This is a genomic window from Trinickia sp. Y13, from assembly GCF_029522115.1.
In the GTDB taxonomy this organism is placed as follows: Bacteria; Pseudomonadota; Gammaproteobacteria; order Burkholderiales; family Burkholderiaceae; genus Trinickia.
This window is the reverse complement of sequence record NZ_JAKWFK010000006.1, coordinates 1-16,347: the sequence shown is the minus strand read 5'-3', so window position 1 is coordinate 16,347 and position 16,347 is coordinate 1. Positions and strand designations below refer to the sequence as shown.

At 63.0% G+C, this 16,347-nt stretch carries 13 protein-coding genes and 1 pseudogene; 8 read left to right on the top strand and 6 right to left on the bottom strand.

Going from position 1 to position 16,347, the window contains the following annotated elements; all coding sequences use genetic code 11:
• Window positions 1-30: 30 nt before the first annotated feature.
• The 3 genes from MMB74_RS12785 to MMB74_RS12775 all read right to left on the bottom strand — a co-directional run bounded on the left by MMB74_RS12785 (window position 31) and on the right by MMB74_RS12775 (window position 2,324).
• Window positions 31-417: a phage holin family protein gene (locus MMB74_RS12785; protein ID WP_277429013.1), complete on the bottom strand. Its 387-nt coding sequence runs from the start codon at window positions 415-417 to the stop codon at window positions 31-33.
• Window positions 418-553: 136 nt separating this feature from the next.
• On the bottom strand, window positions 554-856 hold the full coding sequence (locus MMB74_RS12780) for a DUF883 family protein (protein ID WP_277429012.1): 303 nt from the start codon (window positions 854-856) through the stop codon (window positions 554-556).
• A 277-nt stretch (window positions 857-1,133) separates the two neighbouring features.
• The gene (locus MMB74_RS12775; protein WP_277429011.1) at window positions 1,134-2,324 is read right to left on the bottom strand and encodes an acyl-CoA dehydrogenase; all 1,191 of its coding nucleotides are present in this window, start codon (window positions 2,322-2,324) and stop codon (window positions 1,134-1,136) included.
• 95 nt (window positions 2,325-2,419) lie between these two features.
• Between MMB74_RS12775 and MMB74_RS12770 the strand changes: the two genes are divergently transcribed.
• Window positions 2,420-3,247 carry an IclR family transcriptional regulator gene (locus tag MMB74_RS12770; protein ID WP_277429010.1) on the top strand — a complete coding sequence of 276 codons (828 nt, stop codon included), beginning with the start codon at window positions 2,420-2,422 and terminating at the stop codon, window positions 3,245-3,247.
• Between the two features lie 84 nt (window positions 3,248-3,331).
• Here the strand turns inward: MMB74_RS12770 and MMB74_RS12765 are convergent, their stop codons facing one another.
• The gene (locus MMB74_RS12765) at window positions 3,332-4,177 is read right to left on the bottom strand and encodes an EAL domain-containing protein (protein WP_277429251.1); all 846 of its coding nucleotides are present in this window, start codon (window positions 4,175-4,177) and stop codon (window positions 3,332-3,334) included.
• 209 nt (window positions 4,178-4,386) lie between these two features.
• Here MMB74_RS12765 and MMB74_RS12760 point away from each other — a divergent pair, with 209 nt between their 5' ends.
• The 5 genes from MMB74_RS12760 (at window position 4,387) to MMB74_RS12740 (ending at window position 9,546) form a co-directional block, all read left to right on the top strand.
• Window positions 4,387-4,611 carry a DUF2783 domain-containing protein gene (locus MMB74_RS12760; RefSeq protein WP_277429009.1) on the top strand — a complete coding sequence of 75 codons (225 nt, stop codon included), beginning with the start codon at window positions 4,387-4,389 and terminating at the stop codon, window positions 4,609-4,611.
• Window positions 4,612-4,659: 48 nt separating this feature from the next.
• Window positions 4,660-6,015, top strand: coding sequence for a homogentisate 1,2-dioxygenase (hmgA, locus tag MMB74_RS12755; RefSeq protein ID WP_277429008.1), 1,356 nt, complete (start codon window positions 4,660-4,662; stop codon window positions 6,013-6,015).
• A 2-nt stretch (window positions 6,016-6,017) separates the two neighbouring features.
• Window positions 6,018-7,349, top strand: coding sequence for a fumarylacetoacetase (gene fahA, locus MMB74_RS12750; RefSeq protein ID WP_277429007.1), 1,332 nt, complete (start codon window positions 6,018-6,020; stop codon window positions 7,347-7,349).
• A 243-nt stretch (window positions 7,350-7,592) separates the two neighbouring features.
• Entirely contained in the window at window positions 7,593-8,144 is a 552-nt protein-coding gene (locus MMB74_RS12745) for a hypothetical protein (RefSeq protein ID WP_277429006.1), read from the top strand.
• Window positions 8,145-8,328: 184 nt separating this feature from the next.
• Entirely contained in the window at window positions 8,329-9,546 is a 1,218-nt protein-coding gene (locus MMB74_RS12740) for an alanine--glyoxylate aminotransferase family protein (RefSeq protein ID WP_277429005.1), read from the top strand.
• Window positions 9,547-9,593: 47 nt separating this feature from the next.
• Here the strand turns inward: MMB74_RS12740 and MMB74_RS12735 are convergent, their stop codons facing one another.
• Window positions 9,594-10,229 carry a hypothetical protein gene (locus tag MMB74_RS12735; RefSeq protein ID WP_277429004.1) on the bottom strand — a complete coding sequence of 212 codons (636 nt, stop codon included), beginning with the start codon at window positions 10,227-10,229 and terminating at the stop codon, window positions 9,594-9,596.
• 66 nt (window positions 10,230-10,295) lie between these two features.
• The gene (locus MMB74_RS12730; protein WP_277429003.1) at window positions 10,296-11,690 is read right to left on the bottom strand and encodes a selenium-binding family protein; all 1,395 of its coding nucleotides are present in this window, start codon (window positions 11,688-11,690) and stop codon (window positions 10,296-10,298) included.
• Between the two features lie 524 nt (window positions 11,691-12,214).
• Here MMB74_RS12730 and MMB74_RS12725 point away from each other — a divergent pair.
• Entirely contained in the window at window positions 12,215-14,734 is a 2,520-nt protein-coding gene (locus MMB74_RS12725) for a type VI secretion system Vgr family protein (protein ID WP_277429002.1), read from the top strand.
• Window positions 14,735-14,804: 70 nt separating this feature from the next.
• A pseudogene (locus MMB74_RS12720) lies at window positions 14,805-16,347 on the top strand (lytic transglycosylase domain-containing protein); the annotation flags it as partial.

Below are 16,347 nucleotides of genomic sequence, written 5' to 3'. Positions count from 1 at the left end.
ATGGGTCGTCCAAAAGGCCGGCGGTTGTGCTCAGGGCTCACGGAACATCTCGCGATCCTTCTCGAACTCGCGCAGCGTGGCTTCGAAGACGATCGGCGCGGCGTGCAGGCCCGCACGAGCGCGCAACGCGCAGATCACGGCGCCGAGCGCATAGACGGCGGTAATGCCGGCCAGCACTTGCCAACGGTAGCTGTCCCAGAAGGCGACGGCGATCAGCGCGGTGAGGCTGATCAGCGCCAGCATCGCGAATGTCACGGCGACCAGACCTAGAAAGATCACGGCGACGATGCGTTCGCGCTCCTCGGCAAGCTCGATGCCGATCAGCTCGAGCCGAGTGTGCAGAAGAGCGAACACCGATGAGATCATGCGGCGCAGCGGCCCGTGGCTGGGGTGCGGCGAATGGGTATCGTTTGGCATGGATTGGCGAGAAAGCATGCAATGCGACCGCCGGGTGCGGCAACGACGCCCAGCGCGAACGTGCGCGCTAGGCGTCGGTCCGATCCGGCAAAAGCTCGCGGGAGAAGGACGCGAGCTGCCCTTCGCGTGAACGCGCTTACCTGCGGTTGATGAGCAAGCCGACGACCACGCCGATGCCCGCCGCGACGCCGATAGCGGTCCAAGGATGTTCGTGGACGTAATCGTCGGTGGCGCGCGCCGCCTTCTTACCTTTTTCTACAACGACGACTTGCACGTCCGCCGCTTTTTCCTTCGCTTGCTTCAAACGGGTCAATGCCGTTTCGCGCAACTCGGAGGCGCGCTCGCCCGTCGCGCTAGCGGCCTGTTTCAACAGATCCTCGGCGTCCGAGAGGACGGTTCTGATATCGGACATCAATCTCTCCTTGTTGACTTCTGACATTAGAGCTCCCTTTTGTTCCACGCATGCATCGTATCAAAGATAGGTCACTTGGCGGCGCGCCGCGCTATGGCTCGCGTCCCGCATGAACCGTTCCCGACGCACGCATGGTTAGCATGCGCGTCATATCGAGTGAGGGGATGACCTGGGTCAAAACGTCGAAAGTGCCCCGCAGCCCAGCGAATTTACTTTGCAAAGGTGGGCGGCCCACGATGGCGGGATAGGGAGACGGCGAAACCGGAGCGCCTCGCGGCGAGCAGCTCCGGTTTCACGGGTTTGGTCAGAAGAAAGCTTGAATCCCGGTCTGGGCGCGCCCGAGGATCAAGGCGTGGATATCGTGCGTGCCTTCGTACGTGTTGACGACTTCCAGATTCACGAGATGGCGCGCTACGCCGAACTCGTCGGAAATACCATTGCCGCCCAGCATGTCGCGCGCGAGCCGCGCGATATCGAGCGCCTTGCCGCACGAATTACGCTTCATGATCGAGGTGATTTCGGTCGCGGCCGTGCCCTCGTCCTTCATGCGGCCCAGGCGCAGGACGCCTTGCAAGCCGAGCGTGATCTCGGTCTGCATATCGGCCAATTTCTTCTGGATCAACTGGTTCGCGGCCAGCGGGCGGCCGAACTGCTTGCGATCGAGCACGTACTGACGCGCCGTGTGCCAGCATGCCTCGGCTGCGCCGAGCGCACCCCACGCAATGCCGTAGCGGGCCGAGTTCAGGCAAGTGAAGGGGCCGCGCAAGCCGCTCACGTTGGGCAACATGTTCTCCTGCGGCACGAAGACTTCGTCCAGCACGATCTCGCCCGTGATCGACGCACGCAAGCCGACCTTGCCGTGGATGGCGGGCGCCGTCAGCCCCTTCCAGCCTTTTTCGAGAATGAAGCCGCGGATCGTGTCCGAGCCGTTTTCTTCGAGCTTCGCCCAGACCACGAAGACATCTGCGATCGGCGAATTCGTGATCCACATCTTCGCGCCCGACAGCGAATAGCCGCCGTCGACCTGTCGCGCCCGCGTCACCATGCTGCCTGGGTCCGAGCCGTGATTGGGCTCGGTCAGGCCGAAGCAGCCGATCCATTCGCCCGTTGCGAGCTTGGGCAGGTATTTCGCCTTTTGCGCGTCCGAGCCGAATTCGAAGATCGGCACCATGACGAGCGACGATTGGACCGACATCATTGACCGATACCCCGAATCCACGCGCTCCACTTCGCGCGCGATCAAGCCGTAGCTGACGTAGTTCAGGCCGGGGCCGCCATACGTCTCGGGAATCGTCGGGCCGAGCAGCCCCAACTCGCCCATTTCGCGAAAGATCTCGACGTCGGTCCGCTCATGGCGGAACGCCTCGGTGACGCGCGGTAGCAGCTTGTCCTGCGCGTAGGCGTGCGCGGCATCGCGCACCATTCGTTCTTCTTCGGCCAGTTGCTGATCGAGCAGCAGCGGATCGTCCCAATGAAAGCGGGCAGCGTCGGCCATCGTCATCTCCTTTCGATGATTGATAAGATGCTTGACTAAAGTTCCGCTGTGCGAAACACTGTTTTGCAAATCACGGCCGAGTTTATCACCCACCAATGCCTGCATCCACCGTCGTTTCTGTAAACGCATCTTCCTCGGAAGCACCGGCGCTGCCCGAGGGCGTCGACGAGCGCAAATTCGTCGTTGCGCTCGCACGCGGGCTCGAATTGCTGCGCGCGTTCCGGCCCGGGGATACGCTGCTCGGCAATCGCGACTTCGTCGCGCGCACGGGCTTGCCCAAGGCGACTGTCAATCGGCTGGCCTATACGTTGACGGTGCTCGGCTATTTGCGTTTCGACGAAGCGTTCGGCAAATATGCGCTCGACGCCGGCGTCCTCTCGCTCGGGTTTGGCCTGCTGGCGGGCACCGACACGCTCGAACTCGCGCGCCCGCATATGCGCGAGTTCGCGCGCGAGGTCGGCGCCGCGGTGTCGCTCGGTTGCCGTGACGGGCTCGACATGATCTATCTCGAGACGATACGCAGCGAGACGGCGCTGACGCTGGGGCTTGCGTCCGGCTCGCGGCTGTCCATGCTGACGAGTTCGATGGGACGGGCCTATCTCGCCGTCATCGGCGGCGAGGAACGCGAGGCGCTGCTGACGGAACTGGCGATTGCGGCGGGCGGCGGGGCGAGCGGCGCGGCGCTCGTCGACGCCGCGCGGCGTGAAATCGCGGCGTTCGCGCGGCAAGGGTGCTGCTTTTCGTTTCGCGAGTGGCATGGGGACGTCAACGCCGTGGCCGTGCCGTTTCGCGATCCGCGCGACGGGCGCTGGCTCGTGTTCAGCTGCAGCGGGCCAGCTTCGTCGATGGGGGAGGATGTGTTTCGCGAGCGCGTTGCGCCGCGTCTGCGCGCGCTGGCGCGCCGGCTCGGGCACGCGCGCTGACGGCGCTTGCTCGTTCAGCCGCACGTGAAAAGCGCGCCTTCGGGCGTCGGCGTTGAGAAGGCTCGGGGACTTGAAGCGCGGGACTTAGGCGCCCGGATTCCGACATTCGGACGCTCGGCGTTCGGCGCTGGCTTTCTTGGGCTCGAACAGCGGGCCTTGAACGAAGCGGGCGCCGAACTGCTGTAGCGAGTCGAACTGCAGTTCGTTGGAGACGCGGTCGAAAATCAGCGGAATGCCGAGCCGGTTGGCGTAACTGAGCAGCGGTTTGGCCATCGCGTCGCGCAGCACCGCGCCGCCGTCGATCTTGATGAAGTCCAGGCGCGCCATGTCGGACACCGACAAGATGTGCCCCGCATTGGGCAGATTGCCCGCCACCTTGAAGCCGTAGCGCTGGTAATTGTTGACCAGGTAGCCGAGGAACGTGCGATGCGCGACGGCCGCGCTCGGCAATTCGATCACGACGCGCGAGGGATTGAGCCCGAAGCCGAGCAGCACCGATGAAAAGTGCTGCCCATGGTCGTATTTGACGCTCTTGAGCAAGCGCTCGTGAACGCGCAAGAACAGCATGCCGTGGCGCTGCGCCCCGAAGAAATTGATGGCGTGCAGGGTGCGCGCGAGCCGGTCCAGCGTAACGAGTTCGCGATCGTCGGCCACGGTGTCGAACGGATCGAAAGAGGTGCCGTCCGTGCGCTCGGTCAGCGCCTGGAACCCGAGTTCATCGCCGAAGCGGTCCGCGCGCTCGGGCGAGGTCCACAACGTTTGAATCCCGTTCATGCTGACGTCGAATATCGGCTGATACGCGCTCTCGAGCCGCACGCTGCGAAAGCACGCGCAAGCGGTCCCCTCGCGTTCGTCGAGCGAGACGTATTCGCGCAGGGAGGGGTGATCGGCGGCTCGGGCGACGAGCGCGGGAATGGTCGGCGAAATCATCGGGAAGAAAAGGACACGCAGCGACGATAGTAGCAGGCTGCGCGACATCGGCATCAGCCCAATACTTATATCGACAGTTGCGCTGCTTGATCCATCGGGGTTTACGTTGATTTAACAATACGTAATTCGTTTTACTATGCGTAAATTCAGCGACGCGCCACGACGGATCGCGGCGCAGCACATCGCACCCTGTCCATGGAGGCTTCGTGATGACCTCACCCTCGGATGGCACGCATTTGCGCACCGACGCCCGGCTGATCGATCCCGACGCGTTCTACGAAGCGCTGATCGAGATGCATCGAGATTTGTCGGACGAAACGAGCGCGCTCGTGAACGCAAAGCTCATTCTCTTGCTGGCCAACCACATCGGCGACATTGCCGTGTTGCGCGAAGCGATGGCGTTGGCGCGGCAAGACGCGCCGGTCGTCGGGTAGGACGGCGCTTTACCGGTTCGTTGCTTTATTGGATTGGAGAAATCAACCATGCAGGACCTCTCTCGCCGTGATACGGCGCTCGACTATCAGTCGGGCTTTGCGAACGAATGGGCCACCGAGGCGCTGCCCGGGGCGCTGCCCGTGGGCCGCAATTCCCCGCAGCGCGCACCTTACGGCCTCTACGCCGAGCAGCTCTCGGGCAGCGCCTTCACTGCGCCGCGCGCGCACAACCGGCGCACGTGGCTGTACCGCATCCGCCCGGCGGCCGTGCATCGGCCGTTCGTGCCGTTCGTGCGGTCTGCGCCGCATGGCGATGAAACCGCGGCGCATCCGCGACTCGTTGCCAACTTCGCCGATACGCCGCCGACACCCCCGAATCAACTGCGCTGGGACCCGTTGCCGATGCCCGCCGCGCCGACCGATTTCGTCGAGGGCCTCGTCACCATGGCCGGCAACGGCGCGGCCGAGGCGATGTCGGGCTGCGCCATCCATCTTTATGCCGCGAACCGGTCCATGCAGGATCGCTTCTTCTACAACGCCGACGGCGAGCTGTTGATCGTGCCGCAGGAAGGACGCTTGCGGATCGCGACGGAAATGGGCGTGCTCGAGGTCGAGCCGTGCGAGATCGCCGTCGTGCCGCGTGGCGTGCGCTTTGCCGTCACGCTCGTCGATGGCCAAGCGCGCGGCTACGTGTGCGAGAACTTCGGGGCGTTGCTGCGCTTGCCCGATCTGGGCCCCATCGGCTCGAACGGTCTTGCCAATCCGCGCGATTTCCTGACGCCTCACGCGGCCTACGAGGACCGCGAGGGCGCCTTCGAACTGGTGGCCAAGCTCAATGGACGCCTATGGCGCGCCGACATCGGCCATTCGCCGCTGGACGTGGTCGCGTGGCACGGCAACTATGCCCCGTACAAGTACGACCTGCGCCGCTTCAATACGATCGGCTCGATCAGCTTCGATCATCCCGATCCGTCGATCTTTCTCGTCCTGCAATCGCAAAGCGATACGCCCGGCGTCGACGCGATCGATTTCGTGATCTTTCCCCCGCGCTGGCTAGCCGGTGAAGATACCTTCCGCCCGCCCTGGTTTCATCGCAATGTCGCGAGCGAGTTCATGGGCCTCGTGCACGGCGTCTACGACGCGAAGGCCGAAGGCTTCCTGCCGGGCGGCGCGAGCCTGCACAACTGCATGTCGGGGCATGGCCCCGACGCCGACACGTTCGAGAAGGCGTCCGCCATCGATACGTCCAAGCCGCAGAAGGTGGCAGACACGCTCGCGTTCATGTTCGAGACGCGCACCCTGCTCAAGCCGACGCACTATGCGCTCGACAGTGCGCAGTTGCAGGCGGATTACTTCGAATGCTGGCAGGGCCTCACGAAACATTTCAATCCGGAGCGGCGATAGGCATGACGCGCGATCTTTCCAATGACCTCGCCGCGACGCTCGACGCGGACAAACGTAGTTGGCTCGAAGCGGCCAACGACCCGGCCTGCGATTTCTCGATTCAGAACCTGCCGTTCGGTATCTTCAGCGATGCGCGCAACGGTGGGCCGCGCGCCGGTGTGGCGATCGGCGATGCGATCGTCGATCTCGCCGCGCTGCAGGCAGCGGGGCTGCTGACGCTAGCGCCGCACGATTGCGTGCCGGCGGATGTGTTCGCTCGGCCGGCGCTGAATGCGTTCATCGCCCTGGGCCGCGATGCCTGGCGCAGCGTGCGGGTGCAATTGTCGCAGTTGCTCGATGCGCGGTGTTCGACGTTGCGCGACGATGCGGCGCTGCGCGAGCGTGTGCTCGTGCCGATGGCCGATGCGACGATGCATTTGCCGGTCGAGATTCCCGGTTACACCGATTTCTACTCGTCCAAAGAGCATGCGACGAACGTCGGCGCGATGTTTCGCGATCCGAAGAACGCGCTGCTGCCGAATTGGACCGAAATGCCGATCGGCTACAACGGCCGTGCATCGTCGGTCGTCGTCAGTGGCACGCCGGTGCGCCGCCCGATGGGGCAACTGAAACTGCCCGATCAGGAGCGCCCGGTCTATGGCGCTTGCCGCAAGCTCGACATCGAGTTGGAGACGGGTTTCATCATCGGACGCGGCAACGCGCTGGGCGAGCCGATCGCTTGCGGCGAGGCCGAGGTGCATATCTTCGGCATGGTGTTGCTCAACGATTGGAGCGCGCGCGATATCCAGCAGTGGGAATACGTGCCGCTCGGTCCGTTCAATGCGAAGACGTTCGCGACGACGATCTCGCCTTGGATCGTGACGCTCGATGCGCTGGAGCCTTTTCGCGTCGAGCAGCCGCAGCAGAGCCCCGAGCCGTTGCCTTACTTGCGGCACGCGGGCAAGCATGCGTTCGACATCGCGCTCGAAGTGCTGCTGCGGCCGGAGGGCGCCGATGCGGCGACGACCATCGCACGCACGAACTTCAAGACGATGTATTGGACGATGGCGCAGCAACTCGCGCACCACACCGTTTCCGGATGCAACACGCGCGTGGGCGATCTGATGGGCTCGGGCACGATCAGCGGGCCGACGCCCGATTCGTTCGGCTCGTTGCTCGAGCTCACGTGGAACGGGGCGCGTCCGCTCGCGTTGGAAGGGGGCGAGACCCGCACGTTCATCGTGGACGGCGACGAGCTGACCCTGGCCGGTTGGTGCCAAGGCGACGGTTATCGCGTCGGCTTCGGCCTGTGCGCGGGCAAGATCCTGCCGGCGCGGGGTGAGGCGGGCGGCTAGTCGTTTCGAGCACAATGATTGCTGCGCCATCGGAGCGTGCCTCGAGTGTCGCCCGCGCGGGCAAACATTCTGTCAAGGCGGCGTCCCTCTGCGGGACGTGCGCCCATCAACATTCCGACGAAACTGTCATTTTCGTCACGAACTTGTCATGATCGAACGATAGTCTGCGCGACTTCCTCGGCGAAACGATCGCCGAGGAGCGGGCGCAGAGGCGCCACGCCATCCAACAATCATACGTTCGTCATGCCTACGTCCGCATCTGCTCATGCGGTTGCTCTCGCCCCCTCGGTCGAACCCGGCCCGGTGTGGCACGTCCCGCTTGGCCACCATCCGTACTACGATCACGTGCGTCTGAAACGCGTCTTCGAGGACGACCAAAGCCGCCATCGCGTCGTGGTCGTCGATGCGCGCAAGCTGCTCGAATGCGCAAATCGCGACGACACCGACTACGTTCTGCCGCCCGTGGGCAACTGGCACAGCGGCAAGGTGAAAGGCATTCGTGCGTTTCTCGATCCCGCCAACGAGCGCATTCCCGCCATGCCCTATGTCACGGTGCAAAGGCGGCGCGTGCGCGGGTTGCTCGGCTGGCTGCGGATGCTGCATGAGGGCGTCGTCGGCTTCCGCAACGGTCAGCATAGGGCGCGCTACTTGGCTCACGCCGGCGCGGTGGCGTTTCCCGTGGAAGTGCATGAGCGCGAAGCCGCATTGCTCGCGGCGCTGTGCGGATTCGACGGCGTAAGCGACGCGGCCGCTGCGGAACTGCCGCCCGCCGTGCCGGGCGCTCCGACCGAGTAGCGCAAGGGCGCACGCCAAGTACGCCCGACGCCGCCTTCGGTCGAAAACGCTTGCACGTGCGTGTAAATGGGGCAATGATCGAGTTTCCCGTCGCCGCACCGCACCATTTCTTCGAAGCGAAGCGCTGCCATGCGTTCGCGGCGGGTGCCGCTTTCTTTCCCGAACTCATCGCCGCCCAAGCCTCATGTCCAGCACAGCGCCATCCATCCCTTGTCCCGACGTCGTCTCGCTCGACGCCATCCTCCCCGAAGAACCGTTGTTGATGATGGGCGCCGGCCCCGTGCCGATTCCGGCCGCGGTCGCCAAGGCGAACGCGATCGTCATCAATCACCTCGGCGCGACGATGTCGAAGGTCATCGGGCAAGTGAAGGACATGGCGCGCTATGTGTTCCAGACACGTTCGAAGTGGGTCCTCGGCGTGGCCGGCCCCGGCTCGGCGGCCATGGAGATGGCGATCTCGAACCTGGCGTGGTCCGGCACGCGCGTGCTGTCGATCAAGAACGGCTTCTTCAGCGCGCGCATGGCGGAGATGGCCAAGCGCTGCGGCGCGCAAGTCGCGACGCTCGACGCACCGGACGGCGAAGTCGCGGCATTGGCCGATATCGAAGCCGCGCTGGCGCGCGAGCGGCCCGAGGTCGTCACCATCGTGCAAGGCGAGACCTCCAATACCGTCTGGAACCATCAGCTGCGGCAGATTGCGGCGCTGGCGAAGGCGGCCGGCGCGCTCGTCGTCGTCGATGCGGTTTGCACGCTGAGCACGATGCCGCTCGAAATGGACGCTTGGGGCATCGACGCCGTCATCACGGGCGGGCAAAAGGGCCTATCGTCGATCCCCGGCGTCTCGCTGGTCGCATTTTCGGATGCCGCTTGGGAAAGGCTCAAGACGCGCGATCAACCGAACGCGCATTGGTGTCTCGACGCGTCGTTGGCGGAAAATTTCTGGCACAACGCCGGTTATCACTACACCGCGCCCGTGTCGGGCGTGCTGGCTTTGCACGAGGCGCTGCGCCTCGTCTGCGCCGAGACGCTCGAAAAGCGCTTCGCGCGCCACCTCAAGTGCTCGCTCGCGCTGCAAGCAGGGGTTTCGGCGATGGGCCTTGCGCTGTTCGCTCCCGAGCCGTGCCGGCTGAACTCGGTCGTCGGCATTTCGACGCCTGCGGGGCTGAGTCCTGCCGATGTCTGCGGCCACATCTCGCGTCATCATCAGGTCGAAATTTCGGGCTCGTTCGGCTTGCCGATCGTCCGTATCGGCCAAATGGGCGAGCAGTGCCGAGAGCACAATCTGTTTCGCACGGTTCATGCGCTCGGCCGCACGATGCTCGAACTCGGCGCGCGCGTCGATCTGCCGGCGGGCGTCGCCGCGCTCGAGCAGTCGTTGTCGGGGAACGCACGCGGGCGTTAGGGCGTTATTTGGGCCTTAGGGTGTTGGGCGCGCGCCGCTGCGGCGCTTCAAGCGATCAGCAGCACCGCCAAGCCCGTGACGAAGAGCGCGGCCGACCAGATCCAATCGAAGTTGATCCAGCTGCGCCGCAGCATGGCGAGGCCCAAGTACTCATACGCGGCGAACGCGATCGCCGCGCTCGTCGCCGAGGCAACCAGCGTGTGAGCGAGCGTGACGAGCGCAGCGGGTCCGAGCGCTCCCGATAAGCTTGCTTGAGCGGCCGCGCCGCAAATCGGCATCAACGCCGGTACGAGCATGAGCCCCGCACCGTGGACGGTGGCGGTCGCGGCCGACCACAGCGCAAGGCCGAGAAAGCCGGCCGTCATGCCCACTCGCAGGTGGTGCCGGTGGCCATACAGCAAGTGATAGACGGCCCATGCGAGCAAGACGATGCCTGTCACGAGCCGCAGCGAGGCCGCATGCACGGCGAGCCCGAGCACGAGCGCCGACGAAGTCACGATGAAGATGGATGCGGCATGGCCCAGCGCCAGCGGCGGCAGTGCCGCGGCCAGCGCAGTGCGCTTGCCGCGCTGCAATCCAAGCGCCGTCGCAAAGAGCCAACCCATCGCGGGATTGACGCCGTGGAAGACGCCGCTGCCCAGCACGGCGAGCCAAAGCGCTGCGGTGTGCGTATCGACGTTCATCGTAAAATCGCCCCCCGCTTCACAACCAGTGCTTCGAGCGCGGCGGCCCTGTTCGCCTTAGCGCAGTCACGGGTAGCAATACGAATCGGAGGAGGCATCGCCGCCCTCCAGCCGAATCTGGTGCGGCCGATGCGTCGTCGGCCATTCCAGATAGAACTCCCGATCGAACGACAAGCCCCCGCCGTCGGGCGCGTCGAGCTTGACCATCCAGCCGTCGATGCCGTCGGGGTAGAACTGCTCGTCGATCGCGCCGTAGAGCGAATTCGTGAAATAGACGCGATGGCCGTCGCGGCTCACTTCGACCATCTGCGGGCCGCCGTTCAACGGCTGGTTGCCGGCGCTCGGATGGCTGGCGCGCTCGACGATGCCGCCGATGCGCACCGAGCCCACGAGTTCGGGGTGGTGCGGATCGCTGACATCGTAGCGGCGCATCTCGCCCGTTCCCCAGCACGCGACGTACAGATACCTATCGTCGAGCGACAGCGCGATGTCGGTCACGAGCGGCGGGACGGCGCCGAAGCGCTTGAGCATCGGTGGCAAGCGGGCGGGATCGGCTGGCTCGGCCGGAATTTCGATGATTTTGCGTGCGGCCCAGCGATCGCCTTCGCGATACCAAGTCCAGATCGATGCGGAAAGGTCTTTCAGGCTGATGACCGAGTTGACGAAGCCATGCGCCCGGGTGGGATCGTGCGCCGGACGCAGTTCGAACACGAGTTGGTTCTCTTCGCCGAAATCGATCGTCTGTTTGTGCTTGCGCGTATTCAAGTCCCAAAAGTGCAGCTGGTGTCCGTACTTGCCGCCGAGCAGCACTTCGGGCACGAGCCCGTTTTCGAAGGTGGCGGGCAAGCCCCATTCGCTCGAGACCAGTGTGTCGTAGCCCAGATGCCACCAAGCGTCGTAGGCCAACTGTTGCGGGCCGCGGTCGATTTCCCATTGCCCGCGAATGTCGAACGTGTCGTGATCCATGACGAAAATACCGCCGGGCGTGTCGCCTTCGGCATTCGCGAGCGATACGACGAAGATGCCCTGCGGGCCGCAGTGGATCGTATGAGGGCGCGAATAGCCGGACTTGCGCAGGACTTCATCCGGCTCGAGCACGCGAACGAGGCGCGGTCGGCGCGGATCGGGCTTGGTATCGAGCACGTGAAGGCGCGAGCTGCGCAAACCGGGGACGATCAAATAACGCCGCTCCGAATGCGGGTGGGGGGCGTTCGGACAAAGATGGGAACTGCAGGCATTCCAACCGAAATGGTGTAATTCGTCGCCGGTATTGGGCATGGCGACGCGTTCCGCGATTTTGCCGTAATCAGGGGAGCCGGGATCAAGGTCGACGACGGCGAGCTCATCCGGGACGCGGCGAGTCGGATCGAAGCTCGCGACGTAGGCCAGGGTTTCCTTAGGCGCCTGTGCGGCAAGGCGTGCGGAAGGGTAGAACGTCGGATCGGGTTTCCAGGACGACATAGGCCGCTTCCTCATCTCGTGAATGGGGTAAGGCGGTTATCGTAGGAGTCGATCTTGCAAAACTGCAAGAAACAAAATGGAATAAGAATAAAAGAAATTGGTAGCTTATTTTTTGTGCGATACGCCTAGCAACTCTGTGGGTTGTTATTTAAAAACAGCATGCTGAAACAGAGCGAGTGGAAGGCACCGTGTGTTCCACGGGCGATTCCCGTCATGCGGCGCCTGGGGCTTCGCTACGATGTGTCCTCGACGCACGCTTGAATCGGCCATGGACTTCCCGGTAAAAAGAAGAGCGACGAGACCGGCGATAAGCGCTAACGGCGGGTTTCGCGTGCGAATCGGAAAAAATGGAGCATTTCGTTGTTGTTCGCCGCTTAGGTCGGGAAATATTTCCTGTATACAGACGGGTATGGTTCGAGGCTATCCCCGAATCACGGGCACGTTTGTCGATTTCTTCTTCCGTCTCAATTAGAATTTCGTGCTTCTGGAAATCTTGCAGCCTGCGGACAAATAAGGGGTGCGGCATGGCGTTCGGTGCGCTTTTCGATGCGCTTTTCTATGGGAATGCGCAACACAATCGTTTATTAAAGCTCGAGACGCCGCTGGGGGACGATTGGCTCGTGCCGTTGCAGGCGAAGGGCACATCGCGGCTCGGGCGCGATTACGAGTTCGTTGTCGATGTCGCCTCGTCGCATGGCGATCGAATCGAATTGAAGGCGCTGATTGCGCAGCCGGTGACGCTGTGGTTGCAGCAAGCCGACGGCTCGTATCTGCCGCATCACGGCTATGTGAAAACGTTCTCGCGATTAGGCAGCGACGGATATCTCACGTTTTATCAATTGCGATTTTCTTCGTGGATGTGCTTTTTGCCGTTGCGTCGCGATATGCGCGATTGGCAGGAGCAGACGGGCGAGCAGATCGTGGCCGACGTGTTCGACGAGCATCCGCAAGCCCAGGGCGCTTATCGGTTCGATCTGCGGCAGGCGATGCCGCAGTATTCGAACCGGGTGCAATGGGAAGATGACTGGAACTTCGTGCATCGCAGCTTGGAGGAAGCGGGGGTGTTCGGCCGCTTCGAGCAGGCGGAGGATGGCAAGTCGCACACGCTCGTGCTGATGGACGATGTGTATTTCGTGCCGCAGCTCGAGCAGAACACGGTGCGCTTCGTCCGCACGGGCTTACGTGAAGAGGTGGAAGGCTTCACGCAATGGAAAGAGCAGCAACAGATTCAGAGTGCCAAGCTGACGACGCGCACGTTCGATTACAAGCGGCCCGATCTGCCTAAGGAGGTCCGCAGCGCGATCAGCCCGCGCGACGACATTCCGGCACAGGGTGAGGTCTACGACTACACAGGCGCTTACACATGGGGCGTGCGCGATAGCGGCGAGCATCGAAATGCGGTGCGCGTCGAAGCATGGGAATCGCAGATGAAGCGGTTTCACGGCATTGGCAGCTTGCGTTCGGCCATGCCGGGGTATTGGTTTGTGCTGGAAGGGCATCCTGTCCACGATAAAGAGCGTCCGGAGGACCGCGAGTTCGCGATCATCGAGACGACGTGGACCATCCGCAACAACTTGCCAGGCATGGATGAGGTGGCGGACTTCGCGGAAAGCTTGCAGTCGGAAGTATTGGCGGCGGCGGGAGCCAATGCTGGCGGCGTCAAAGTTCGGCATGCCGATGGCAGCGAAGGGTACTTTCAAGTCGAGATCGAAGCGCAACGGCGGCGCACGCCGTTCCGTAGCCCGCTTGTGCACCGCAAGCCGGTGATGCAATTGCAGACTGCGATCATCGCGGGGCCGGATAGCGAAGAGATCTACACCGATGCACTCAATCGCGTGAAGGTGCTGTTTCCGTGGAATCGCCGCAATGAGGGCGATGAGCGGGCATCGGTATGGGTGCGGGCTGCGTTTCCCGATGCGGGTTCAAAACGCGGCGGACATTTCCCGTTGCGCAAAGGCGATGAAGTGATCGTGGGCTTCATGGGCGGCGATTGTGATCGGCCCGTGATTCTGGGCCGCATGCATGGCGGGCCGACGCCCCCGGTTTGGCACACGAATGGTTTGCTCTCGGGGTATCGATCGAAGGAATACGGCGGCAGGGGGTTCAATCAACTCGTCATGGATGACTCGACGGGGCAGAACCGAGTTCACCTGTATTCGACGAGCGCCGATTCGCATCTTCATTTGGGATACTTGGTCGATCACACCGGCAATACGCGGGGCGGATACCTGGGCAGCGGCTTCGATTTGAAGTCGAATGCGCATGGGGCGATTCGTGCGGAGCAAGGGCTGTATGTGTCGAGTCACCCGGCGTCGGTCAAGCAACCGATGGATGTGCGGCAGGCGAGCAGTCAGCTCGTCAACGCAGAAAGCGTGATTGAAGCGCTATCGGACGCGAGTGCGACGCATCAAGCGGAAAGCTTGAAAGACGGCTACGACTCGTTAAAGGCATTCACCGATGCGACGCAAAAGAGCGTGGCGGGTGACGCGTCGGGGGCGGGACGCACGGCGGGCGGCGGCACCGGCAACGCCAATGGCTTCGCCGAGCCGATCATGCTGATGGCGAGCCCGTCGGGGATCGCGCTATCGACACAGCAATCGACGCAGATCGCCGCGGACAAGCACGTGAACATCGTTAGCGGTGCGAGTACGCATATCGCTAGCGGCAAATCGCTGATCGCTTCGATTGGTGAAAAGCTGAGCCTGTTCGTGCAGAACGCGGGGATGAAGCTATTCGCCGGGAAGGGCAAGGTGGAAGTGCAGGCGCATTCCGACGGGATCGAACTGACGGCGCATAAAGGCGTGAAGGTGATTTCGATCACGGAAGCGGTGGAGATGGCGGGCAAGAAAGAGATCCTACTGACGAGCGGCGGCGCGTATATCCGCATCAAGGACGGCAACATCGAGATCCACGCGCCGGGGACGATCGACGTGAAGGGGGCGAAGCGGATGTTTGCGGGGCCGGTTAGCGGCGACTATTTCATGCATGGCGTCGCGGGCCAAGGCGATATGAAGCCCGGCCGGTCGCTCGATTTTTCGGGTTGATGTCGAATGATTGTTGTAGAGCTCGCACCGCCTCACCACTAACGTTGACCGAGCAAATAGAAGAAATGTCATGAGTACAACGAATCCGCATCACCCGCCTGGCCATAAGAAAGCACCCTCCCAGCCCGCGCCGACGCCGGCCGCAACCCCTGCGCCGGCGTATGTGCCGTTGAAGTGGAGCTATCCGTTTGCGACGGGGGACGATAAGGGCGCGAGCGACGCGCATTCGTTCTTCGAGGCGCTGAGCAATGCCGAAGATGGGTTTTACCCGCTCGGAGCGAACGGTATTTGGCACGGTGGTGTTCATTTCGACACCGCAACGGGGCAAATATTGAAGCAGGAGGACGGCGTGCGGGCGATCGCCGACGGCGAGGTGGTCGCGTATCGGCTCGATTCGAAGTATCCCGTGCTGAAGTACCAAGACGGGAAGAGTTGCATGTACTCGACGGGATTCGTGTTGGTGCGGCATAAACTCGTGCTACCGCCAGCGCAGAGCGCTTCAAGCCCCTCGCCCGTGTCAAGCGCTTCCGGCGTTCAGGGGGCGCACCCGACGCGGGCAAGCGCACCGGGCGGCGCGGCACCCACGTCGGCGCCCGCAGACGAGACGCTGACGTTCTTCAGCCTGTATATGCATCTGCTCGACTGGCGCGGCTATAAGGCCGTGATCGACGCGCCGCCTGCGAGCGACGCGTCGGCTCAGGCGAATCGGCCTCCCTCGTCGGCGATCAAGTGCTCACCGTTCTGGAAAGGCGAGAAGCGATACCGGGTCAATGCCGATGCCGCGGACAACCAGCATGAACCGAGCACGTTTAATTTTTCGTTCCCGGATTCATTGCGCGTCGACTCTCCCGACAGCGCAATTGTGCCGCCCGGTGTAACTCCTGATAGGACGCACGGATCGGCGGGGGATTTATCCGCGGCGCCGTTCAATTGGCTCGATGCATGGACACAGGCATCGAGTTCGAATGCTTCGAATCCGTTTCGGTTCGATCGACCAGCCCCGAGCGCAAAGCCCAAGCAACCGTTGGCGAAGGGAGCGCAGGTATATAGCAGAGCGAAAGGCGAACCTATTGGCCTATTGCCGCAAGGTGTTGAAGTTCAACTCGGCGCTGTTACGGAAAAGGACAAGGGCTGGGCGCCTATCACTAAGGTTCTCAAGGGTGAGCCGGTAGGGCTAGTGGTTGGTGATCCGGTGGATCCGCGCGTGCCGACGGGCTGGATCAAGATCGATCAATTCGATCTCCTGGTCGACCCGCAGCCGTTGGATTCTGTCGTGGTGCTCGACACGCCGTATCCGGTCGCGGCGGGCGCCGTGTTGGGCTATTTGGGCGAGTATCAGCGCTATCGCGAAGCGTCGAAGCTGCCGCCGTCGCCGCAGCGGGCGTTGATGCATTTGGAGGTGTTTGCAGGCCCCGATTTACCCGCATTCATCAAGAAGAGCCAAGCGCGTGCAAAGCAGTTGGGTGAGCAGAAGGCGTTTCTCGAGGTGGCTTCGGGCGCGATGCTGGTCGATGTGGCCGATGCCACGGAGACGGTTAAACGCGGCCTGATGCTCAAGTCTCTTGCAAAAGACGCCGGCAACGCGCCGTGGGTCAAAGTGCAACCGACGCGCG